Genomic DNA, 22,277 nt, shown 5'->3' on the forward strand with positions numbered 1-22,277 from the left:
TCCATTTCGACGCTTGCGCTTGTCGCGAGTATGTCGGCGATGCCTGCGCTGGCAGCGACGAATGACCAGGCGAACACCGCCATCGCGGCTGCAGCTGTGCCCGCGATTGCGCAGACTGACCCCGCGGACCCAACTGCCGGTGACGTACCCCCGAATGACATCGTCGTGATCGGGACCAGGCGAACCGATCGCACCCTCACCAATTCGCCGTCGCCGGTCGACGTGATCAGCTCGGCCGAACTGACGTCGCAACCCGCGACCAACATGATCGACGCGCTCAAGAACATCGTCCCGTCCTTCTACGTCGGGCAGAATACGATCTCGGACGCGTCGACCTTCGTTCGGTCGCCTTCGCTGCGCGGATTGTCGGGCGATCAGGTGCTCGTGATGCTCAACGGCAAGCGGTATAACCGATCGGCGCTGGTGCAGGTCTATGGCGGCAGCGATACCGGCCTTGGCCGTGGCGCGCAGGGACCTGATATCTCTGCAATCCCATCACTCGCGATCGGCAGCCTGCAGGTGCTGCGCGAAGGCGCGACCGCGCAATATGGGTCGGACGCGATCGCCGGCGTGCTCAACTACGGGTTGCGCGAGGATCAGGGAATCGAGCTGGTCGGGCGTGCCGGCCAATATTACGCCGGTGATGGCGAGAGCTATCAGATTGCGGGTAATGTCGGGTTCAAGCGCGACTTCGGCTTCATCAACCTGACCGGCGAATATACCGATGACGGGCAAACCAGCCGCGGCGTGACGCGCCCCTCCGCTGCCAATTTTGCGAACAATTTCCCCGCGCTGGCGTCGCAATTGCCCAACTATCCGCTGCCGGTGCAGATCTGGGGCAGCTCGCCGTCGAAAGCCTATAAAGGCGTGGTCAACGCGGCGCTCAACGTGACCGACTCGAGCAAGATCTACTTCTTCGGCAATTACGCGAACAGGGAGGGCAACCAGAGCTTCAACTATCGCGCTTCGGTGTCGAGCACGGCGGTCGATTCGAATGGCGTGGTGCGCAATCAGGGTGCCAATGGCGCGTTCAACAACACCTTCTTCCTGACGGCGTGCCCGGCAGGCAACGCGACCTGCCCGGCGGGTGGATTTGTCCGCGACACTAACACCTTCCGCTTCGGCCAGCTTTATCCGGCAGGTTTCACCCCGCGTTTCGTTGGCAAGACCGAGGAATTGTACGGCGTGCTCGGCTACAAGGGCACGGCAGGCAAGTTCGGCTATGACGTGTCGGGCACGCTGGCGCGCAACACCATGTCGCTGTCGATGTATGATTCGGCGAACTTCTCCTACGGCCCCCAGACGCAGACGCGCTTCGAGTTCGGCGATCTCATCCAGAACGAGATGAACTTCAACGCCGACTTCACCTATGCCGCCGACCTGGGGCTCGCCAGCCCGCTGACGATCTCGGCCGGTGGCGAATTCCGCAAGGAAACCTACGAACAGACCGCAGGTGACGCGCAATCCTATGGGGCTGGACCCTATGCCGTCGCGCAACAACTCTACACGCAGACCGCGCCGGGGGTGTATGCCTTCTCGGGCACGAGCGCCGCGCAAGGCGTGGGGGCAAGCGGCTATGCCGGCACGAGCCCGAGCACCGCAGGCAAGTTCAGCCAGGAGAACTTCGGCGCTTATGTCGGGCTGGAAACCGACATTACCGAGGCGTTCACCGTGGGGGCTGCGGGGCGATACGAACATTACAACACGTTCGGCGATGCCTGGGTCGGCAAGGTCAACGCGCTCTACAAGCTGGTGGACGCGCTGTCGGTGCGCGGCAGCTTCGGCACGGGCTTCCATGCGCCATCCCCGGGGCAGGCGAACGTCTCGATCGTCACGACCTCGTTCAACAATGGCGTCGCGTTCCAGAGCGGGACCTATCCGACCAACAATGCGGTCGCGCAATATTATGGCGCGACGACGCTGAGCCCGGAAAAGTCGACCAATTACGGTCTGGGGTTCGTCCTGGAGCCGTTGCGTGCGATGACGATCACGGTCGATGCCTATCAGATCAACCTGCGCGATCGAATCGGCCTGACGTCGCCCTTCATCGTCAGCGCAGCGGATCTGGCGGCGCAACCCGCGCTGCTGCCGGTCGGGGTCGGGGGGCAGGTGCAGTATTTCACCAACGGCTTCCGCACACGGACGCGCGGCGTCGACGTGGTCGCGACCTATCGTGCCCGGGTCAGCGAGGCGCAGCTCAATTTCTCGCTCGCCTATAACTACAACAAGACCAAGGTGACCGGGTCCGATGCCCGCGTGGTCAGCGTTGCGCAACTGATCGACGCCGAGAACCTCGCACCGAAGCACCGGATCGTGTTCAATTCCGGGCTGACGCTGGGCGACTTCGGCTTCACCGTGCGCGAGAACTATTACAGCTCCTGGACCAGCGCGCAGGATTACGGCCAGACCAACGGCGTCGCGAACCAGACCTTCCGGGGCAAGTTCGTGACCGACCTCGAGCTGAACTATACCTTCGCCAAGCACTTCACGCTGGCGATCGGCGCGCAGAACTTCCTCGACGAGAAGCCGGACCGGCTGAAGGCGACGTCGACGGTGCAGTTGTATCCGCTGACGGGCGGGACGTCGGACGGGCAGGTCTATGCCCGCAACGGCGGGCCATTCGGGTTCAACGGCGGCTTCTACTATACGCGGCTTCGCGTGAAATATTGAGGCGGGGTTCCCGGGGCGTTAGCGCGTCCCGGGGATTCTGGCGTTGAGAGGAGCGTGCCCGGACGCTGAGCATTTCCGACGTGACTTAATACCTGCTTCCCCGGCGAAGGCCGGGGCCCAGTCGGAATGGCCGAGATAACGATGCGCCGTGCCCGCATTCTACCGTTTCTCGACTGGGCCCCGGCCTTCGCCGGGGAAGTAAGCTGAAATTGGGGAGGCGCGTTAGAACGGCGTCATCCCGCTCCCGCAACTGGGCCTCAGTGCCGGTGTTCGCGCCGCAACGGGTACTTCCCGCCCGCATAGTCCCCGAACAGCCCAGAGATCGCGGGATGATCGACCGGTTCGTCGGTGTCGTCCGGAATCAAATTCTGCTGGCTGACATAGGCGACGTAGCTCGACTCCATGTTCTCGGCGAGGAGGTGGTAGAAGGGCTGGTCCTTGGGCGGGCGGATGTTCTCGGGAATCGCATCATACCATTCGTCGCTGTTGGCGAAGATCGGGTCGATGTCGAACACGACCCCGCGGAAATCGAACAGGCGATGCCGCACCACGTCGCCGATCGTGAATCGGGCATGGCTGACCGGGGGGAGGGCGATGCTGCTGTCGAACGGCGGGGACGTGATGGGGGTACGGTACATGAGGATAATTTAGGGGCTCCGTCGCGGCACACAAGCGATTGCTGTGCGACAAACCTGCATCGAAGCGCTTGCGTACCGTAGAGCACTACGTTAGAGGCGCCCGCTCACCGACCGGTGCTGGCCTTACAGACAGCATCACACGACCTCGCGGAGAGGTGGCAGAGTGGTCGAATGTACCGCACTCGAAATGCGGCGTGCCCTCACGGGTACCGTGGGTTCGAATCCCACCCTCTCCGCCATTTCCTTCTTTCCTCGATGAGGTTAAAGCCCGCCACATGGCATCCTACAAAGAACCTTCCTTCAAAGACCGGGCAGCCTTGTCCGCCGACGCAAAGCAACGTGCGCTGGAAAAGCTGAAGTCCAAGCCGCCGGTTGATCCTGCGGTCGTCGCGGCCCGTGCGGCTGCGCGCGAAGCGAAGGAAGAGGCGGAAGCCAAGAAGCGCGAAGAGAAGAAAGCCGCGATCGAAGCGGCCCGGCTCGAGAAGATCGCCAAGGCTGAAGCCGCAGAGCGCGCGATCGAAGAGGCCAAGCAGGCCGCGATCCAGGCCGAGATCGACAAGAAGGCAGCGCGCGACGCACGCTACGCTGCGCGGAAAAGCCGCAAGTAAAGGCGGTCTGCTGCGCCCCATTGATCGCTTCCATTTTTATTGCTTCCCCGGCGAAGGCCGGGGCCCAGTCGAAATGACCGTGGTAAGATAGCGCAGCGCGGACTTTCTCAAGTTCTCGCTACTGGGCCCCGGCCTTCGCCGGGGAAGCACTACCGATCTGCCACTGAAGCACTCCTGGCCTAGAGCGGCAACCCTCGCGCCAGTTCCTCCAGCCAAATCCGCGCTGTCCCATCCGACGGCGCCCGCCAGTCGCCCCGCGGGGACAAGGCCCCCGCGCTCGATACCTTCGGACCATTCGGGAGTGCCGAGCGCTTGAACTGGCTGGTCGCGAAAAACCGCACCAGAAACTTTGCCAGCCAGCCGCGAATCGTCGGCAGATCGTAGGCCACGTGCCCCGCCGCCGGAAAGTCACGCGGCCAGCGGCCTTGCTCCACGTCGCCCCACGCCTGCAGCGCCAGGAACGCGATCTTGGACGGCGCCATGCCGTGGCGCACCACATAATGCAGGAAGAAGTCGTTGAGCGCATACGGCCCGATTCGCGCCTCTGTGCTCTGGATTGCGCCATCCGCCCCGGCCGGGACGAGTTCGGGCGAGATTTCCGTCGCCAGAATCGCCTCAAGGATCGTATCGGTCGCGGGGTCATATTGATCGGTGCGGATGCACCAACGAATCAGGAACTGGATCAGCGTCTTGGGAACGCCTGCGTTGACCCCGTAATGGCTCATCTGATCGCCGACGCCGTACGTGCACCAGCCGAGCGCGAGTTCTGACAGGTCGCCCGTGCCGACGACCAGCCCGCCGCGCTGATTGGCAAGGCGGAACAGATAGTCGGTGCGTAAGCCCGCCTGAACGTTCTCGAACGTGATGTCATACGTAGGCTCGCCGTCCGCGAACGGGTGGCCCATGTCGGACAGCATCTGGCGGGCAGCGGGGCGGATATCGATTTCGTCGGCGGTGATGCCGAGCGCGCGCATCAGCGCCCAGGCGTTGGCCTTGGTCCCATCGCTCGTCGCGAATCCGGGCATGGTGAAGCCGAGGATCCGGTCGCGCGGAAGCCCGAGCCGATCCATGACCTTCGCCGCGACGATCAGCGCATGGGTCGAATCGAGCCCGCCCGAAACGCCGATCACCAGAGTCTCGGCGCGCGCCGCCTCGAACCGCTTGAGCAGTCCCTCGACCTGGATGTTGAACGCCTCGTAGCAATCCTCGTCGAGCAGCGCGGGCGTATTGGGGACGAACGGGAAGCGGCGGATATCGCGCACCAGCCCGACGTCGGCGAAATCCGGCTGATGATCGAATTCGATTCGCCGGAAGCGCGTCTCCGGATGCCCCGCCAGATCGGCCGAATCGTTGAACGTGCCGACGCGCATCCGTTCCTGCGCGATTCGCCCGGCGTCGACGTCGGCGATCACCAGCTCCGCCTCGCGACCGAATCGCGTCGAGCTAGCGATCAATTCGCCCAGTTCGTGGATCGTGGCTTGGCCGTCCCACGCCAGATCGGTCGTGCTTTCGCCCGGGCCCGAGGCCGCGAAGACATAGCCGCACATCGCACGCGCGCTTTGCGAGGCACACAGCACGGACCGCTCTCGCGCCTTGCCGACGACGATGTTCGATGCCGACAGGTTGCAGCAGATCAGCGCCCCCGCGAGCGCGCCCATCGTGGAGGGCGGGGTGGGGGCCCAATAGTCCTCGCAAATCTCCGCGTGGAAGATGAACGGCGCGAGGTCGCGGGCGGCGAACAGCAGGTCGGTGCCGAACGGAACGGTCTGCCCAGCGATGGTGATGTCGAGCCCGGTCAGCCCGGCACCGCTCGCGAACCAGCGTTTTTCGTAATATTCGCGGTAGTTCGGCAGGAAGACCTTGGGCACGACCCCGAGGATCCGCCCTCGCGCGATCACCACCGCGCAATTGTACAGCCTCCCGTTCCGCGGAAGCGCCGCGCCGATGATCAGCACCGGCCGCAGTGTTGCGGTCTCTGCCGCGACCGTGGCAATCGCGCTTTCGGTCGCCGCCTGCTGCGCGGTCTGCATGTGCAGATCGTCGATCGCGTAGGAGGTGATGTTGAGTTCGGGGAACACGAGCAGGTCGGCGTGGCGTGCATCGCCTTGTTGCGCGAGCGCGATCGTCTCGGCAGCGTTCGCCGCGGTATCGCCGACGCTGGCGCGCGGGGTACACGCGCCGACCCGGATCAGCCCGTGCGTGTGGATCGAATGGAACGGATGCGCCTTCGTCTTCGCCATGTCCGGCGCTTAGCGAGCTTTGGCGTGCGATGCCACCTGCGCGCGGTCAGGGCGGCGTCAGGAGACCACCCGGCGTGCTTCGCCGACCTGCCATGCCAGCAACGCGGGGACCGCGATGATGATGTCGCGCGCGCGCTTGAGCAGCGACAGCGCGAGCGCATGCGCTGGGGGCAGGCCGAACAACGGGCCGATCAGCACATAGGCGGCTTCCTGCACACCGACCGCGCCGGGGATCGCGAAGGCGACGCTGCGCAGCGTGAAGATCAGCGCCTCGATCGTCAGTACCGCCCACAGCGGCAGGTCCGAGCCCATGAACCGAAGCGCGATCCACGCACCCGTCGCGCTTGCGAGCCATGCGGCGAGATTGAATATGAACGCGGCGATCACGCGGCGCGGGGTTTGGTAAATCGCGTCGAGTTGCTCGCGCACCGCCGCCATCGCTGCGACTGAGCCAGGCAGCATCCGCGCGCCGAGTGAGCCAGCAAGCCGAAGCATCGGCTTTTGCGCGAAGACGAACAACAGCATCAGCGCGATCATCGCGGCAAGCCCGCCAAGCGCGAGCGGGACCAGCCCCTGTTGCACCGGCTCCGCCGCAAGGACGAGCAGCAGGACCGCCACCCCGCACAGCGTGAAGATCAACTGTGCCGCCATCTCGGTCGTCATATCCGCGATCATCGATGCATAGATTACCGGCTGCGGAACGCCGAATACCGCCAGCGTCCGCGCGCCGACTACCAGCCCGCCGAGTTGCGAGAAAGGCAGGATATCCGTCGCCGCCTCGCGCGTGGTGCGTGCCCAGACGAACCAGCCGAGCCGATCGATGGGTTGCCCCGGCGCGACTGCGAGCCACGCCATTCCCAACAGGACCAGCACGCCGATCGACCACAGCGTGAAGGTCGCCATACCGATCCAGCCGATCGACGCCATGACGTCGACGACCTGGCGCAACCCGACCGTGCCGACGGTGGCCGCCGCCACCACGAGGCCCACAATCGTCGCAACGAGCAACCCGATTCGTGCGGAACGGCTCATCGCAGCAGCATCGCCACAGGAGGCACCTGTCGCGCGCTATCGGTGCGGGCGGTGGAACGGCGGGATGAGTCGCGCAGCATTGGGGGGTCTTTGGGGCTTTGGACGCGGCAATCAACCCGGCTTGCGCCGATGACGTGGGTTCTTGCGGTCTGGAACGGCGATTTGGCGCAATAACTTGCAATAGCGCGCAGATGGCAGCGGAAGCGAACGCGCGCGGTGGGTGCTTTCGCGCGGTCGCCAACTGGCCCGCGTAGGGGCGACGCCGCAGCGAGACGAAAGTCGGCAAAATCATCACGGGCCTGGATACTTAAACACCTCTTAATCGGTGATAGTTAATCCACGTGCGCATGACCAACCCGGCGCTCAGGCTCGATCATACCATTCGGCAAGCCGCGCGCCTGTCGGGCGAACTCGGCATTCGTTCGCTGGATCTGCAGGCCGACATCGCTGCCCTGGCGGAACGGGTGACGGAACAGGCCACGACGATCGAAGCGATCGGGTCCGAGGCAAATATCCTGTCGGGCGACGTCGATAACGTCGCAATGGCCGCGCGAGACGCGCGCAACGATACTGCGGCGGCGAAGGGCGTCATCGAAGATTCAACCGCGCAACTCGGCACGGCAACGTCGGACGTCGTCGAACTGATCGAACAGGTCAGCCATATTCACAACGGTCTGGGAGCATTCAACACCGCGCTCAGCGATGTCAGCCATGTGACCGCGGGGATCAACGTGATCGCGCGGCAGACCAACCTGCTTGCGCTCAACGCGACGATCGAAGCCGCCCGCGCGGGGGATGCGGGGCGCGGATTTGCCGTGGTCGCCAGCGAGGTGAAGAAGCTCGCGAGCGAAACCGCCGCGGCCACGAACCGGATCGAGCAGTCGATCGGGTCGCTCACCTTCGAAGCGGGCGTCATGCTGGATCGGATCGGGCAGGGCGTCGCCAAGGCGCAGTCGGCACATGGCAGCGCCAAGGGGATCGAAACCCTGGTGTGTCAGCTCGGTACGATCATGCAGGGGCTCGAACAGAATAGCGACAGCGTTGCCAAACGTGTCGAATCGATGGTGCAGGCGGTCGATATGGTGCGGGCGGGATTGATGGCGCTGTCGAGCGCCTCGACCCAGAATGCCACCGGGCTCCAGCAGCTCTCCGCCCGCGTGAGCGCGGTCAGCGACGATACGAACGCACTGCTGCAAATGCTCGCCGAAAGCGGTGCGGATATGCTCGATTCGCCCTATATCAACTTCGGGCTCGAGGTTGCGCGGTCGGTCGGCGATGGTCTCGAGAAAGCGGTCGCGTCTCGCGAAATGGCGCTCGACGCGATCATGAGCGATGACTACCGGCCCGTCCCGGCGAGCGACCCGCCCATTTTCACCCACGCCGCGCAGGCGCTGTTCACGCGGCTGGCGCGCCCACACCAAGAACGCGCGCGTCAACTGCCGGGCTTCTTCGGGATGAGCTTCACCGATCGAAACTGTTTTGGCGCGGTGGCGATGCCCGAACGCTCGCTTCCGCAACGCCCGAACGATCGCGTGTGGAACGAGGAGCATTCCCGCGCCGGGTTGATCTACACCTATCCGGAAACGCAGATACAGGTGCGGATCGAGGCGCCATTCTGCCTGAAGGCCTATCGCCGACCCGTGGCGAACGGCGGCGTGGTCCTGCTCAAACAGGTCATCGCCTCGATCTGGGTCGAGGGTCGACACTGGGGCGTGCTTCAGCTTGCCTATGAGAGCCAGGACTGACCGAGGATCACGCCCGCGCGGGCTTCTTTCCCATGAAGCGCAGCACCAGCCGGATCATCCCCGGCACGAATTTCGGCCGGATCAGCCGCGGGTCATAGACCGCCAGCCGCCGGTCGTTCTCTGCCAGGCAGATCGCCGCCAGTTCGGGAAATTCGATCTCGACGCCAAGCTCCTTCGAGCCGTTGAGCGTGAAATTGTTTTCCTGTGCCTTGGTGTTGTCGTCGCCCATGCCCTTGGCCATGTCGATCCGTTCCCAGATCAGCGCGATCCACACCGCCCAAACCTTCATCTCGAACCACGGGCGGCGCCAGAACGGCATGGTACGGCGGTGCCAGGCGACCCAATTGACGAAGAACAGGATGTGGCGGCCTTCCTCGCGCATCACCGGCTCGAATGTGTCGATCAGCTCCTCGGGGAAGAAGCCGGTGTCGGCAGCGACCTTGAACAGGCCGAAGCCGAAGAAGCTGTCGATACACTCGGAAAACCCCGTCCGCATGAACGCGAATTCCGGGTCGCGTGGTCGTTTATACTCTTCCTCGGGCTGAAGAACGATGCCGTAGAAGGTCACCATGTCCGCGAGCACGATCTTGTGGCGGCTTTCCTCATAGGCGTTCATGTCGATCGCGTCGCGCAGCAGCGGGTCGCTGATCTGCTCGCCATAGGTCTTGACGTTCATCCCCGCGCGGCCTTCGGTCGCCACGGCGATGTCCCAGATCGGCAGCGAGACGATCTTGTTGCGTGTTTCGGGCTCGAGCACCGGCCAGTCGATCAGCGCGGGGCGATAGGGATCGTGCGTGTCGAGCATCGTGCGGCAGAACAGCGTCTTGTGTTCGGGGCTGCCGAGCTTGACGCGCACATCCGGGGCGGGACCTGCGGGGGCGATCGACTTGGGAATGAAATTCATCGGGGCTCTCCCGGTTTAAAGATCGGCAAAACGCGCCAGGGTGATGTGATTCTCGGAAACGATGTCGCGCGCGACGGGGTCGAGCAGCGCCGCCAGTTCCGCCTCATATTGGTAACCGGGGGCGGACAGCGGGTAGGGCCCGGTCGCGGGGTGAAGATACACTTCGCTGACGCCATCGGGAAGGTGTCGCAGCACACCGCGGAGCCGTTCGGTGTGCATCGCGCCCGACCAGGCGAGGCCGAAGGTATGGTCGGGGACCTTCATGCCCCCGCCGCGCATCGTGCGCTGGACACTGCGCGCGAACGGCTTGGCGATGTGGAGCCCGGTCGCCTTTTCGAACTTCGCCAGCACGTCGCGTGGTTCGACGGGCGCGCGAACGCTGGTCATGCCGTGCCGCTTGCCGACCTTGAGCACGGTCGCGGCAATCACCGGGTGCATGTGCATATGCTTGTGCGAATTGACGTGATCGAGCGGCAGTCCGGTCGCTGCGAACAAGGCGAATTGCGCATCGATCTCGGCTTCGAGCTGGCGGCGGACCGACGCCTTGCCGACCAGTGCCAGCGCAACGGGAAGCGATTCGATCCGGAACTGGCCTGCCTCGTCGACAAGGTCGGGGATCTGCGCGGGCGGCAGCGCGGGCGGGGTTTCGGCAAGCGCGATGTGCAAGCCGACTCCAAGCGTAGGCGTCCGCCGCGCGCGCCGCACGGCGTCCATCGCGGCGGCGCCCGTCACCATCAGGCTGGTGACGGTGAGGATCCCCTCGCGATGCGCTTGCTCGACCGCGGCGTTGACCTCGACCGAGACGCCGAAATCGTCCGCGGTGATGATCGCGGTCTTCACCGCGTCGCAAACCCGTAGAATTCCGGGTCCGCGAGCACGCCCTGCGCAACCCGACGCGGATCGGGCGCGGCGACGAGGCGCAGCAACAGAACCATTGTGTCCATGTCGCGCGCCTCGACCGCAGCGTTCCATGCGTCCAGCCGCCCGGTCGCTTCGAGCCGCTCGTTGACCGTCATACGGGCCATCGTCGTCATCGAACCTAACCCTTACACGGCCTCTTTGCGGCGCCGCAGGAAGTCGAAGAACTCGACGCCTTCGCGCAGACGGCGCTTCATCATGTCCCAGTCGGTCAGCATCTCGCGGACGATTTCCCAAATCTTCGACGGGCGGAAGTAGAAGCGCTTGTAGAACTCCTCGACCTTGTCGAAAATCACCGTCGAATGCAGATGCGGGTAGCTGAGCTGCGCGATCTGGTTGCCGCCGTCGGTCAGCAATTCGTGCGAATTGTCGAACCAGCCGTTCTCGGTCGCCTGCTTGTACAGGAAGGTGCCGGGATAGGGTGCCGCGAGCGAGACCTGGATCGTGTGCGGATCGATCTCCTTGGCGTAGTTGATCGTCTCCTCGATCGTCTCGAGCGTCTCGCCCGGGAGCCCGAGGATGAAGGTGCCGTGGATCACGACGCCCAGCTCATGACAATCCTTGGTGAACTGCCGCGCGACGTCGGTGCGCAGACCCTTCTTGATGTTGTGCAGGATCTGCTGGTTGCCGCTCTCGTATCCGACGAGCAGCAGGCGCAGGCCGTTCGCCTTGAGCACTTCGAGCGTCTTGCGCGGCACGTTGGCCTTGGCGTTGCAGCTCCACGACATCTTGAAGCCGGGCTTGCCGAAGCCGAGCTTGCCGAGCGCGATCGCGAGTTCCTCGACGCGCGCGTGGTTGTCGGTCAGCGTGTCGTCGTCGAAGAAGATCTCCTTGGTCTCGGGGATCTCGCGGATGATGTACTCGACTTCCTCGATCACCTTGGCGACCGAGCGGAAGCGGTAGGTGTGCCCGCCGATCGTCTGTGGCCACAGGCAGAAGGTGCACCGGCTCTTGCAACCGCGGCCGGTGTAGAAGCTGACGTACGGATGCAGCAGGTAGCCGCCGAAATATTTGTCGATCTGCAGGTCGCGCTTGTAGACCGGCGAGACCATCGGCAGCGAGTCCATGTCCTCGATCATCGCGCGGTCGCGGTTGCGGATGAACGCGCCGTCCGAATCGCGCCAGGTGATGCCGTCGACTTCGCGCAGCGGCTTGCCCTGCGCGATCTCGAGGATCGTGAAGTCATATTCCTCGCGCGCGACGAAATCGACGTCGGGGGTGGCGGCGAGGCTCTTGTCGGGCTCGACCGCGACCTTCGCGCCGACGAATCCGATCAGGATCCGCGGGTTGCGTTGCTTGATCAGCGCGGCGGTGCGGATGTCCTGGTTGAACGACGGCGTCGAGGTGTGGAGGATCACGAGATCGCGATCGTCGAACTCATGCGCGATGTCGTCCCACGACTGGTCGTGCGCAGGCGCGTCGATCAGCTTAGAGCCCTCGACCATTGCCGCCGGCTGCGCGAGCCAGGTCGGATACCAGAAGGATTTGACCTCCCGCTTCATCTGGTAGCGCGCACCCGCGCCACCGTCGTAACCGTCAAAAGACGGCGCCTGGAGGAAAAGCGCCCGCATCATGCCCGTTGCTCCGCATTCTGAATCTTGTGCGCCGCAACAATGCGGCCGTCATTCTTCATTGTAAGGGTCGCGCCGCGCCAATCAACCGATCGGACGAAGAAGCTTGCGATATAGATGGCAAAACTCATGCCATCGTGCGCCAGCGCCATCCACAACGGAGCGATGCGCCTCCCTACAGTCGCATCCACGGTCCGCACAACCACCAACCGTGCAACGACCGCAAGCGCACACAGGATCAGCCCGACGGTCGGCCAGTACAGCACCGAGAGGATAGCGACCGGGAGCGGCAGGCCGATGATGATCCCGACATACGGCCAGAAGGCGACGTCGCGGACGGTCGCACCCCAGCGGAGTTCGTGGCGCCACAGCGCCGCGAAGCTGGTCTCGTCGAACGCATGGTCGACCAGCATCGCCGGCACTGCGATCTCGAGCCCGAGGTCGCGGACCGCTTCGCCCATCGCGTAATCGTCGGCGAGCTTGTCGGCGAAGCGGGTGAACCCGCCGATCCGGCGCAGCGTCTCGCGTGTCATCGCGATGGTCGATCCCATGCACGGCGTCGCAAGCTTGTTGGCGACCCCGAAGACGAGGCCGAGCATGAACTGGTAGCTCACCCCCGCCGCGCCGAAGTGCGACCAGAAGCCGGTGTCGCCACGACCGGCGTAGACGCAGGAGACGAGTCCGGTCTTTGGCTGATCGAGCGCGCGCAGGATCTGCGCGACATAGTCGGGCGCGACCGCGATGTCGCTGTCGCTGAGCACGACCACATCGTGGCGGATCAGCGGCTCCATGTTGATCAGGTTGGAGAGCTTGCCGCTCGCGCCGTGAACCGTGCCGTCGATCACGAGATCGATCTGCGCGTCGGGATGTGCGGCTTTCAGGGCCTCGACCACCGCGATCGCGGGATCGTCGTGACGCTGGATCCCGCACAGCAATTGGATCGGCCCGGCATGATCCTGTGCGAGGAAGCTCGCGAGATTGTCGTAGAGCCGCGGTTCGTCGCCGTAGAGCGGTTTTACCAGCGTGACCGCCTCGTGCCGCGCGGGCGCGGGCGTCGCCGCCGCGAAATAGCGGCGGAAGACGAGCGCGGCGGCGGTCGAATAGACCACGCCGAGCGCCGCGACCACGATCGTCAGCCAGCCCAAGACTGTGCCCAGTAGGTGCAGGATATGGATCACACAGCCCCCGTAGCGCCGCGGTGGTGACGGGTACAGGCGCGCGTTTGTGAAAAAGGCGTCACCTTGCCGTGCGCGAAGACTTTGTTGCTGCCACATTGCGCGAGATTGTTTGCGCTTGCGCGCTCGCGTTCTACAGCGTCGCCGCATGGAGGCTGCGTGAGCGATCAACCTATTACGCTGGTGACCGGAGTATCCGGTTTCGTCGGTTCGGCGGTCGCGCGGCGGCTGGCGGCGTCTGGCACGCGCGTGCGCGGGCTGGCGCGGGCGAGCAGCGCGCGGACCAATCTGACCGACTTCCCGGGCGAGATCGTCGAGGGCGACGCGCGCGACCCCGAAGCGATGGCACGCGTGATGGCGGGCGTGACGCATCTGTATCACGTCGCCGCCGATTACCGGATCTGGGCACCGGACACCGAGGAGATCGTCCGCAACAACCAGCTCAGCACGCAGACCGTTATGCAGGCGGCGCTGGGGGCGGGGGTGGCGCGGATCGTCTATACCAGCAGCGTCGCGACGTTGCGGCCGGACCACGGCAGGGCGTCGGATGAGACCCGCCCCGCGACCCCCGAACAGGCGGTCGGCGCGTACAAGCGCAGCAAGGTCGTCGCCGAGCGGCTGGTCGAGGCGATGGTGCGCGAGCAGGGGCTGCCCGCGGTGATCGTCAATCCCTCGACCCCGATCGGACCGCGCGATGCGCGGCCCACGCCGACCGGGCGGATCATCGTCGAGGCGGCGTCCGGGCGGATGCCCGCGTTCGTCGAGAGCGGACTCAATCTGGTGCATGTCGATGATGTTGCGGACGGGCATATTGCCGCGATGGCGCACGGGGTGATCGGCGAGCGTTATGTGCTCGGCGGGCAGGACGTATCGCTGCGCGAAATGCTCGCGGGCGTCGCCGCGATCGTCGGGCGCAAGCCGCCGACGGTGCAGATTCCGCGCGGCCCGCTGTTTCCGCTGGCGTGGGTCAATGAGAAGCTCGCGCGCGTGACGGGCAAGGAGCCGTTTCTGACGCTGGATGCGCTGCGGATGGCGGCGCACGACATGTATTATTCTAGCGCGCGGGCGGAAGCCGAGCTCGGGTATCGCGCGCGGCCTTACTGGGTGGCACTGGAGGACGCGGTGGCGTGGTTCCGGCAAGCGGGGATGCTCGCGTGATTGGTTTTGAGCGCACGCACCGACCTGCACGTGCTCCCCTCCCTGGAAGGGAGGGGCTGGGGGTGGGTTGGCCAGCGGCGGCGGTTGCGTTCTCCCCATACCCACCCACCCCCGACCCCCCCCTTCCAGGGAGGGGAGGAGAAGGGCGGATTTGCTCGTCGCAGTTGGGGGGTGCCCGATGATCACGTTCTGGATTGCGATGGCGTCGCTGGCGATCTGGCTGGTGCTGGTGTTCGCGCGCGACGGGTTCTGGCAGACCAGCGAGCGCGATACGTCTCCGCTCGCTCCCCTCCCTGGAAGGGAGGGGCTGGGGGTGGGTCGGCCCGTGGCGGCGGACGCACTCTCCTCCTACCAACCCACCCCCAACCCCTCCCTTGCAGGGAGGGGGGAAGGCGGGCCGTGGCCGTCCGTCGTCGCGATCGTCCCCGCGCGCGATGAGGCGGAGGTGATCGCGCGCTCGATCGGGAGCCTTGCCGCGCAGGATTATCGGGGCGACTTCCGCATCATCCTGGTCGACGATTCGAGCAGCGACGGCACCGCCGACATCGCGCGCGCCGCGGGAGGCGAGCGGTTGCAGGTCGTGACGGGCGCGGCATTGGCGGACGGTTGGACCGGCAAATTGTGGGCGGTCTCGCAAGGGATCGCCGCTGCTGGCACCACGCCCGACTATCTCCTGCTGACCGACGCCGACATCGCGCACGCCCCCGACACGCTGCGTACGCTCGTCACGCGCGCGGTCGCGGAGGAGCGCGTGCTTGTCTCGCTGATGGCGCGGCTGCGGTGCGAAAGCCTTGCCGAGCGCGCGTTGATCCCGGCGTTCGTGTGGTTCTTCCAGATGCTCTATCCGTTCGCGGCGGTGAACCGGCGCGCTTCGGGCCGGGCGGCGGCGGCGGGGGGCGTGATGCTGGTCGAACGTGCGGCGCTCGACGCCGCTGGCGGGATCGCGGCGGTGCGCTCCGCGCTGATCGACGATTGCGCGTTCGGCGCGTTGATGAAGAAGCAGGGTGCGGTGTGGCTCGGGCTGACGGATCGTGCTGTCAGCATCCGGCGTTACGACAGCTGGGAATCGGTCGCCGCGATGATCTCCCGCTTGGCCTATGCGCAGCTCAACTATTCGCCGCTGCTGCTGGCGGGCACCACGATCGGGCTTGCGCTCACCTATCTCGTGCCGCCGCTGTTCGCGATCTTCGGTCAGGGCGAAACCCGGATGACCGCGATCGCCGCCTGGGGATTGATGGCGCTGGCGTTCCAGCCGATGTTGCGGTTCTACAAACGGTCGCCACTTTGGGGGCTGGCCTTGCCGTTGATCGCGACCTTCTATGCCGGGTGCACGCTGCTGTCGGCATGGCAGCATGTCCGCGGGCGTGGAGGCATGTGGAAGGGCCGGGTCCAGGCGGCGCGGCATGAAGAGGGTTTTCGGTCATGACTGCCACCGCACTCGCCTCCGGCAAGGGGCATAAGGACGAGAATTTTCCCGTCGCCTCGGTTCTGCTCAAGGCCGAACATCGCGCGCCCGTGATGGCTTTCTATCATTTCGCGCGCGCGGCGGACGATGTGGCGGACAATCCCGCGGCGACCCCGCCCGAGAAGCTTGCGCTGCTGGGGGCGATGCGCGCGACGATCCTCGGGCATGGTGATGCCGAACCCACCGCGCTGGCGCTGCGTGAGACGATGGCCGTACACGGCCTGTCGTCGGATCATGCGACCGACCTGCTTGTCGCGTTCGCGCGCGATTGTACCGTCGATCGATATGACGACTGGCCCGCGCTGATGGAATATTGCCGTTATTCCGCGATGCCGGTCGGGCGGTACGTGCTCGATGTCCACGGCGAGGACCATGCGACCTGGGGTGCGTCGGACGCGCTGTGCACGGCGTTGCAGGTGATCAACCACGTGCAGGATTGCGGGAAGGATTATCGCGCGATCCGGCGGGTCTATCTGCCGCGCGATATCCTCGCACAGCACGGCGCACGGGTCGAGGATCTGGGCGGTGCGGCGGCGACCCCGGCGCTGCGCGCAGTGATCGTCGACATGGCGACGCGCACCGACGGCCTGCTTGCGCAGTCGGCCGGGTTCGCGCGCCAGATCCGTGATCGGCGGCTGGCGGCGGAAGTCGCGATCATCCACCGGCTCGCGGTCAGCCTCAACGCGCGGCTCAAACGGCGTGATCCGTTGTCGCAGCGAGTCCACCACCGTGCGCCGGAGGCACTTGGCCTCGCAGCGTTGGCGGCGGTGACGCAAATGATTAAAGGTCGGGCATGAATCCCAAGGCGACTCCCGCGCAGCTGCAGGCACAGGTCTCGGGCAGCTCCTTCTACGCCGGAATGCGCGTGCTCCCCAAGGCCGAGCGCGAGGCGATGTACGCGGTCTATGCCTTCTGCCGTCAGGTCGACGATATTGCCGACGACGAAGGCGGTAAGCGCGAGGACCGCGCGGCGGCGCTCGATGCGTGGCGCGCGGATATCGATGCGTTGTATGCGGGTCGCGACCCAGGGCAGGCGGCGTTGCTGGTCGACGCGGTGGATCGGTTCAAGCTCGAAAAGGCCGATTTCATCGCGGTGATCGACGGAATGGCGATGGACGTCGAGGAGGACGTGCGCTGGCCGCCGTTCGAGACGCTCGACCTGTATTGCGACCGCGTGGCCTCCGCCGTGGGGCGGTTGTCGGTCAAGATCTTCGGGATGGAGCAGGAGCCGGGGATCGCGCTCGCCTATCATCTCGGGCGGGCGCTGCAATTCACCAACATCCTGCGCGACATCGACGAGGATGCGACGATCGGTCGCGTCTATCTGCCGCGCGAACCGCTCGACGCGGCGGGGGTGACGTTCGGCGAACCGCTCGTGCTCGTTGCCGATCCGCGGATCGACGGCGCGTGCCGGATGCTGGCGGCGAAGGCACACGAGCATTTCGCGGCGGCGCAGGCGATCCTGGCAGCGCGGCCCCGCGGGCATCTGCTTGCACCGCGGCTGATGGCGGCGGTGTACGAACCGATCCTGCGCAGGATGGAGGCGGCAGGCTGGGGCACGCCGCGCACGCGGATCCGGGTCAACAAGCCCGCGCTGCTGTTCACCGTCCTGCGGCTCAGCCTGTTCCGTTGAAGCGCGCGTCCAACCAGCAGCGCGTTCGCGTCATCGGCGCGGGCATGGCGGGCCTGTCCGCCGCGGTCGAACTCGCGCGCGAGGGGCTGGCGACGACGCTGGTCGACGGCGCGGCGCAAGCGGGCGGGCGGTGCCGCAGCTATCACGATCCGCAACTCGGCCGGACGATCGACAATGGCAACCATCTGGTGCTGTCGGGGAACAAGGCGGTGCACCGCTATCTCGACACGATCGGCGCGAGCGACCGGCTGAGCGGGCCGAAGCACGCCGATTTCGCGTTTGCCGAGATCACCACGGGCGCGCGCTGGTCGGTGCGGATCAACGACGGGCCGGTGCCGTGGTGGATCTGCCGCGACGGGCGGCGCGTGCCGGGGACGACGGTGCGCGATTATCTGCGGCTCGCGGGGCTGAGCGGCGGGAAGCCCGGGCAGGTCGTGGCGGACCGCGTCGATCCGAGCGGTCCGGTGTGGGACAAACTGATCGACCCGGTGTTGCTGGCAGCGCTTAATACCGCGTCCGCGACCGGCTCGGCAATGCTGACCTCGCGGGTGATCCGCGAGACGCTCGGGCGCGGCGGACGCGCGATGCGACCGCAAATCGCCGAGCCGACGCTGGCCGCGGCGTTCGTCGATCCTGCGCTTGCCTGGCTTGCGGGCAAGGGGACGACGCTCGCGCTCGGCACGCGGCTGCGCGCGATCCACGCCGATGGCGACCGTGTCGTCGGGCTCGATTTCGGGCGGGGCGTGGAAAGCGTCGACGCGGACGAGACGATCATCCTCGCGGTGCCGCCGTGGGTTGCGGGCGATCTGCTCCCCGGCCTGACCGTGCCGAACGATTTCCGCGCGATCGTCAACGCGCATTTCGCGATCGCGCCGCCCGCGGGGGTGCAGACGATGGTCGGCGTACTCGGCGGGACGGCGGAGTGGATCTTCGCCTTTCCCGATCGCATTTCGATCACGGTCAGCGCGGCGGACCATCTGGTCGATCGCGACCGGACCGAGCTCGCGCGCGCCTTCTGGTCGGATATCCGCGCGGTGCACGGCGGCCCCGCCGAGATGCCGGCGTGGCAGATCGTCAAGGAAAAGCGCGCGACTTTCGCGGCGACGCCCGAGCAGGACGCGCGTCGCCCGGACGCGCAGACGCGCTGGCGCAACCTGTTCCTGGCCGGCGACTGGACGCAGACCGGCTTGCCCGCGACGATCGAGGGTGCGATTCGATCGGGCGAAGTCGCTGCCCGCTTGGCGCGGACGTCGGGGCTCGGCTAAGGCCGCGTCATGGGACTTGAAATGGTGAATCTGGAACGTGACGATATCGTCGCAGCGGCGGACGCGACCGCGCTGCGCGCCGCGGCGGCGCTAGGGGAACGCCAGCGCGACGACGGGCATTGGGTGTTCGAGCTCGAAGCCGATGCGACGATCCCGGCGGAATATGTGCTGCTGCGGCATTATCTCGGCGAGCCGCGCGATCCCGAGATCGAACGCAAGATCGGCGTGTACCTGCGGCGGATCCAGTCGGCGGCGCATCACGGCTGGGGGCTGTTCCACGGCGGCGCGTTCGACGTGAGTGCGAGCGTGAAGGCGTATTTCGCGCTCAAGATGATCGGCGACGACGTCGACGCGCCGCACATGGCGCGCGCGCGCGCGGCGATCCACAAGGCGGGCGGCGCGGCGGCGGTCAACGTGTTCACGCGGATCCAGCTGGCGTTGTTCGATTGCGCGCCGTGGAGTTCGGTGCCGACGCTGCCGGTCGAGCTGATCCTGCTGCCGCGCTGGTTCCCGGTGCATCTTTCCAAGATGTCCTATTGGGCGCGCACCGTGATCGTGCCGTTATTGGTGCTCGCGGCGAAGAAACCGGTCGCGCGCGATGTGTCGGGCGTGCGAGTCGATGAGCTGTACACCGCAAAACGCGCGAAGCTGACGAGCAAGGCGGCGGGGACCAAGGCGCACTGGACGCGCTTCTTCAACGGGCTCGATGTCGTGCTCAAGCGCGTCGAGCGATTGTGGCCCAAGGGGACACGGCAGCGCGCGATCGACGCTTGCGCGACCTTCGTGACCGAACGGTTGAACGGCGAGGACGGGCTCGGCGCGATCTATCCGGCGATGGCGAACAGCGTGATGATGTTCGATTGTCTGGGCTATCCCGAGGACCATCCCGCGCGGGCGGTGGCGCGGCGATCGGTCGAGAAGCTGCTCGTGGTCAAGGACGACGAGGCTTATTGCCAGCCGTGCGTTTCGCCGGTGTGGGATACCGCGCTTGCCGCGCATGCGATGCTTGAGGCAGGCGGCGAAGAGGCCGAGGCGCGGGCGGCGGCTGGGCTTGCTTGGCTGAAGCCGTTGCAGGTGCTCGACGTGAAGGGCGACTGGGCGGAGGAGAAGCCCGATGTCCGGCCTGGCGGGTGGGCGTTCCAGTATAATAACGCGCATTATCCGGATCTTGATGACACTGCCGTGGTGGTGATGGCGATGGACCGGGCGCAGGGCCTTCTTAGCCCCTCCCCCTCGGGGGAGGGGTTGGGGTGGGGAAGTCCAGCAAAACTGACGTCAGGGCAAGGCGAGACGTCCCCACCCCCAACCCCTCCCCTGAAGGGGAGGGGCGAAGGAAGTGCAGCTCCTCCTCTTGAGGCGAGCGGAGAAAGCTACGACCACGCCATCGCGCGCGGCGTCGAATGGACCGTCGGCCTGCAAAGCAAGGACGGCGGCTGGGGCGCGTTCGATGCGGACAACAGCTATCACTACCTCAACAACATCCCCTTCGCCGATCACGGCGCATTGCTCGACCCGCCGACCAGCGACGTCACCGCGCGCGTCGTGTCGATGCTCGCGCAACTCGGCGAGCCGATCGACAGTCCCCGCATGGCAGCGGCGATGGGCTTCCTCGAGAAGGAGCAGATGCCCGACGGCAGCTGGTTCGGGCGCTGGGGGGTGAATTACATCTACGGCACCTGGTCCGTGCTGTGCGCGCTCAACGCGGCCGGGCTCGACGGGCGGCATCCGATGGTGCGCAAGGCGGCGGACTGGCTGCTTCACATCCAGAACCTCGACGGCGGCTGGGGCGAGGACTGCGACAGCTATGCGCTCGATTACAAGGGCTACACGCCCGCGCCGTCGACCGCGTCGCAGACCGGCTGGGCGCTGCTTGCGCTGATGGCGGCGGGGAAGGTCGATCATCCCGCGGTCGAACGCGGCGTGCGGCACCTGATCGCGACGCAGGACGGCGAGGGGCTGTGGGGGCAGGAGTTGTACACGGGCGGCGGATTCCCGCGCGTGTTCTACCTGCGGTATCATGGCTATCCGGCGTATTTCCCGCTGTGGGCGGTGGCGCGCTATCGCAACCTCAAACGCTCGAACAGCGCGCGGCCGGCGTTCGGGATGTGAGCGTGCTCGTCGCCTGCGGGCTGGTGCGCGAGGCGGCGATCATCGCGCGGCCCGGGTTCGTGGTGGTGGCGGGCGGTGGGGATTCTGCTCGACTGGAGCGGGAGCTCGAGGCGGCGGTTGGGGGCGCTTCTGTGGTGTTGTCGTGCGGGGTGGCGGGGGCGCTCGCCCCGAGCTTGCGTGCGGGGGATGTGGTGGTGGGGGTGCTTGCCCCTAATTCCTTCCCCGGCGAAGGCCGGGGCCCAGTCGAGGAACAGAAGAGCATCTCGCGTGGCGCTCAGTTACAACCACCTTCGCGACTGGGCCCCGGCCTTCGCCGGGGAAGCGGAGTGGGGGGGGCGTTGGTTGAGTGGCTCCTTCAGACCTTGCCCGACTCGCATCGCGGCACTGTCGTGGGCGCGGACAGCATCATCGGCTCGGTGCCTGAGAAAACCGCGCTCTACGCCAATACCGGTGCAATCGCAGTCGACATGGAATCGAACATAGCCGCCCGTGTCGCCGCGCGGCACGACCTGCCTTTCGCGATTGTCCGCACCATCTCCGACAGCGCCGACCGGGCCCTTCCCCCCGCCGCGCTCGTGGGGATGAAGCCCGATGGCGGCGTAGCGCTCGGGGCGATCCTCGCGTCGCTCGCGCGCAACCCGGCGCAACTGCCCGCGCTCATCCGCACCGGGCGCGATGCGGGGGCTGCGTTCAAGGCGCTGGCGCGTGCAATGGAAACACTCGATGCTGGCGGCCTCGCAAGGCTCGATCCGACCCGTTAACCCGCGTCAGGGCTTGGCGCAGGCATCCTCACGCGGGACAAGCCGCACGATCCATTTGGGATAGCCCTCGGGGGCAAGCACGATATCGGGCAAGGCGACCGGATCATTCCCGGTCTCGACCCAGCCCGCGCCGTGGCAATGATCGCAGATCACGCGCTTGCAGCGGAAGCTGACCAGATCGATCTCGCTGTTCCACTGGCCGAAGCCGTGACAGATCGGGCAGCGCGCATCGAGCATGCCGTTGCGATGCTGGAGCGGGACGACGTCGAACGCGTGCGGGCTATCCGGTCCGTCGCAGAATACGATGTTACTGGCGTGAGGCATTGCGATCAAACGTCGTGATCGGAATTAGGCTCCACGGCCGCCACCCGGTCGGGCGGCGGCC

At 66.0% G+C, this 22,277-nt stretch carries 19 protein-coding genes and 1 tRNA gene; 11 read left to right on the forward strand and 9 right to left on the reverse strand.

The window, feature by feature from the left end:
- The first annotated feature begins 39 nt into the window (after positions 1-39).
- Positions 40-2,670, forward strand: coding sequence for a TonB-dependent receptor plug domain-containing protein (locus tag AC3WJR_RS03140; protein WP_492722195.1), 2,631 nt, complete (start codon positions 40-42; stop codon positions 2,668-2,670).
- A 257-nt stretch (positions 2,671-2,927) separates the two neighbouring features.
- Here the strand turns inward: AC3WJR_RS03140 and hspQ are convergent, their stop codons facing one another.
- Positions 2,928-3,308, reverse strand: a complete 381-nt coding sequence (hspQ, locus tag AC3WJR_RS03145; RefSeq protein WP_354279881.1) for a heat shock protein HspQ — start codon at positions 3,306-3,308, stop codon at positions 2,928-2,930.
- Positions 3,309-3,457: 149 nt separating this feature from the next.
- On the opposite strand from hspQ, the gene AC3WJR_RS03150 reads away from it, so the two are divergent.
- A tRNA-Ser gene (locus AC3WJR_RS03150) sits at positions 3,458-3,547 on the forward strand.
- Positions 3,548-3,583: 36 nt separating this feature from the next.
- Positions 3,584-3,916, forward strand: a complete 333-nt coding sequence (locus AC3WJR_RS03155) for a DUF6481 family protein (RefSeq protein ID WP_354279883.1) — start codon at positions 3,584-3,586, stop codon at positions 3,914-3,916.
- A 179-nt stretch (positions 3,917-4,095) separates the two neighbouring features.
- On the opposite strand, the gene AC3WJR_RS03160 is transcribed toward AC3WJR_RS03155, so the two are convergent.
- Both AC3WJR_RS03160 and AC3WJR_RS03165 read right to left on the reverse strand, forming a co-directional pair.
- The gene (locus AC3WJR_RS03160; RefSeq protein ID WP_492722198.1) at positions 4,096-6,156 is read right to left on the reverse strand and encodes an NAD(+) synthase; all 2,061 of its coding nucleotides are present in this window, start codon (positions 6,154-6,156) and stop codon (positions 4,096-4,098) included.
- A 57-nt stretch (positions 6,157-6,213) separates the two neighbouring features.
- Positions 6,214-7,188: a lysylphosphatidylglycerol synthase domain-containing protein gene (locus AC3WJR_RS03165; protein ID WP_492722200.1), complete on the reverse strand. Its 975-nt coding sequence runs from the start codon at positions 7,186-7,188 to the stop codon at positions 6,214-6,216.
- Positions 7,189-7,535: 347 nt separating this feature from the next.
- On the opposite strand from AC3WJR_RS03165, the gene AC3WJR_RS03170 reads away from it, so the two are divergent.
- On the forward strand, positions 7,536-8,933 hold the full coding sequence (locus tag AC3WJR_RS03170) for a methyl-accepting chemotaxis protein (protein ID WP_492722202.1): 1,398 nt from the start codon (positions 7,536-7,538) through the stop codon (positions 8,931-8,933).
- 7 nt (positions 8,934-8,940) lie between these two features.
- On the opposite strand, the gene AC3WJR_RS03175 is transcribed toward AC3WJR_RS03170, so the two are convergent.
- Genes AC3WJR_RS03175 through hpnI form a run of 5 tightly spaced genes read right to left on the reverse strand, consistent with a single transcriptional unit; the run spans position 8,941 to position 13,504 of the window.
- A complete protein-coding gene (locus AC3WJR_RS03175; RefSeq protein ID WP_492722204.1) occupies positions 8,941-9,837 on the reverse strand; it encodes a ferritin-like domain-containing protein in 897 nt (298 codons plus the stop codon).
- 15 nt (positions 9,838-9,852) lie between these two features.
- A complete protein-coding gene (gene hpnK / locus AC3WJR_RS03180; protein WP_492722206.1) occupies positions 9,853-10,677 on the reverse strand; it encodes a hopanoid biosynthesis-associated protein HpnK in 825 nt (274 codons plus the stop codon).
- Positions 10,674-10,871 carry a hypothetical protein gene (locus AC3WJR_RS03185; protein ID WP_492722208.1) on the reverse strand — a complete coding sequence of 66 codons (198 nt, stop codon included), beginning with the start codon at positions 10,869-10,871 and terminating at the stop codon, positions 10,674-10,676. The genes hpnK and AC3WJR_RS03185 overlap by 4 nt, the downstream gene beginning before the upstream one ends.
- A gap of 12 nt (positions 10,872-10,883) precedes the next feature.
- Complete coding sequence (hpnJ, locus tag AC3WJR_RS03190; protein ID WP_354279896.1) at positions 10,884-12,329, reverse strand: hopanoid biosynthesis associated radical SAM protein HpnJ; 1,446 nt, start codon at positions 12,327-12,329, stop codon at positions 10,884-10,886.
- Positions 12,326-13,504: a bacteriohopanetetrol glucosamine biosynthesis glycosyltransferase HpnI gene (gene hpnI / locus AC3WJR_RS03195; protein ID WP_492722211.1), complete on the reverse strand. Its 1,179-nt coding sequence runs from the start codon at positions 13,502-13,504 to the stop codon at positions 12,326-12,328. The genes hpnJ and hpnI overlap by 4 nt, the downstream gene beginning before the upstream one ends.
- A 156-nt stretch (positions 13,505-13,660) precedes the next feature.
- Between hpnI and hpnA the strand changes: the two genes are divergently transcribed.
- The 7 genes from hpnA (at position 13,661) to AC3WJR_RS03230 (ending at position 21,892) form a co-directional block, all read left to right on the forward strand.
- Positions 13,661-14,659, forward strand: coding sequence for a hopanoid-associated sugar epimerase (gene hpnA, locus AC3WJR_RS03200; protein WP_492722213.1), 999 nt, complete (start codon positions 13,661-13,663; stop codon positions 14,657-14,659).
- 178 nt (positions 14,660-14,837) lie between these two features.
- Entirely contained in the window at positions 14,838-16,085 is a 1,248-nt protein-coding gene (locus AC3WJR_RS03205; protein WP_492722216.1) for a glycosyltransferase, read from the forward strand.
- Positions 16,082-16,921, forward strand: a complete 840-nt coding sequence (gene hpnC / locus AC3WJR_RS03210; protein WP_492722218.1) for a squalene synthase HpnC — start codon at positions 16,082-16,084, stop codon at positions 16,919-16,921. The genes AC3WJR_RS03205 and hpnC overlap by 4 nt, the downstream gene beginning before the upstream one ends.
- Positions 16,918-17,757, forward strand: coding sequence for a presqualene diphosphate synthase HpnD (gene hpnD, locus AC3WJR_RS03215; RefSeq protein ID WP_492722223.1), 840 nt, complete (start codon positions 16,918-16,920; stop codon positions 17,755-17,757). The genes hpnC and hpnD overlap by 4 nt, the downstream gene beginning before the upstream one ends.
- Positions 17,754-19,022 (forward strand): hydroxysqualene dehydroxylase HpnE, encoded by a 1,269-nt coding sequence (gene hpnE, locus AC3WJR_RS03220; protein ID WP_492722225.1) that lies wholly within the window; start codon positions 17,754-17,756, stop codon positions 19,020-19,022. The genes hpnD and hpnE overlap by 4 nt, the downstream gene beginning before the upstream one ends.
- Before the next feature lie 9 nt (positions 19,023-19,031).
- Complete coding sequence (locus AC3WJR_RS03225) at positions 19,032-21,131, forward strand: terpene cyclase/mutase family protein (protein ID WP_492722227.1); 2,100 nt, start codon at positions 19,032-19,034, stop codon at positions 21,129-21,131.
- A 2-nt stretch (positions 21,132-21,133) separates the two neighbouring features.
- Entirely contained in the window at positions 21,134-21,892 is a 759-nt protein-coding gene (locus AC3WJR_RS03230; protein WP_492722229.1) for a phosphorylase family protein, read from the forward strand.
- 6 nt (positions 21,893-21,898) lie between these two features.
- Here AC3WJR_RS03230 and AC3WJR_RS03235 read toward each other — a convergent pair whose 3' ends face one another.
- Positions 21,899-22,216: a hypothetical protein gene (locus AC3WJR_RS03235; RefSeq protein ID WP_492722231.1), complete on the reverse strand. Its 318-nt coding sequence runs from the start codon at positions 22,214-22,216 to the stop codon at positions 21,899-21,901.
- Between the last annotated feature and the right edge of the window lie 61 nt (positions 22,217-22,277).

Source organism: Sphingomonas sp. FW306-05-A, from assembly GCF_058782275.1.

Bases quoted from the DNA above. Each gene is read 5' to 3' on its own strand.
- AC3WJR_RS03185 (WP_492722208.1), bottom strand. From the start codon at position 10,871: ATGACGACGATGGCCCGTATGACGGTCAACGAGCGGCTCGAAGCGACC.
- AC3WJR_RS03235 (WP_492722231.1), bottom strand. From the start codon at position 22,216: ATGCCTCACGCCAGTAACATCGTATTCTGCGACGGACCGGATAGCCCG.
- AC3WJR_RS03175 (WP_492722204.1), bottom strand. From the start codon at position 9,837: ATGAATTTCATTCCCAAGTCGATCGCCCCCGCAGGTCCCGCCCCGGAT.
- hspQ (WP_354279881.1), bottom strand. From the start codon at position 3,308: ATGTACCGTACCCCCATCACGTCCCCGCCGTTCGACAGCAGCATCGCC.
- hpnC (WP_492722218.1), top strand. From the start codon at position 16,082: ATGACTGCCACCGCACTCGCCTCCGGCAAGGGGCATAAGGACGAGAAT.
- hpnD (WP_492722223.1), top strand. From the start codon at position 16,918: ATGAATCCCAAGGCGACTCCCGCGCAGCTGCAGGCACAGGTCTCGGGC.
- AC3WJR_RS03155 (WP_354279883.1), top strand. From the start codon at position 3,584: ATGGCATCCTACAAAGAACCTTCCTTCAAAGACCGGGCAGCCTTGTCC.
- AC3WJR_RS03205 (WP_492722216.1), top strand. From the start codon at position 14,838: ATGATCACGTTCTGGATTGCGATGGCGTCGCTGGCGATCTGGCTGGTG.
- AC3WJR_RS03140 (WP_492722195.1), top strand. From the start codon at position 40: ATGCCTGCGCTGGCAGCGACGAATGACCAGGCGAACACCGCCATCGCG.
- AC3WJR_RS03225 (WP_492722227.1), top strand. From the start codon at position 19,032: ATGGGACTTGAAATGGTGAATCTGGAACGTGACGATATCGTCGCAGCG.
- hpnJ (WP_354279896.1), bottom strand. From the start codon at position 12,329: ATGATGCGGGCGCTTTTCCTCCAGGCGCCGTCTTTTGACGGTTACGAC.
- AC3WJR_RS03160 (WP_492722198.1), bottom strand. From the start codon at position 6,156: ATGGCGAAGACGAAGGCGCATCCGTTCCATTCGATCCACACGCACGGG.
- AC3WJR_RS03165 (WP_492722200.1), bottom strand. From the start codon at position 7,188: ATGAGCCGTTCCGCACGAATCGGGTTGCTCGTTGCGACGATTGTGGGC.
- AC3WJR_RS03170 (WP_492722202.1), top strand. From the start codon at position 7,536: ATGACCAACCCGGCGCTCAGGCTCGATCATACCATTCGGCAAGCCGCG.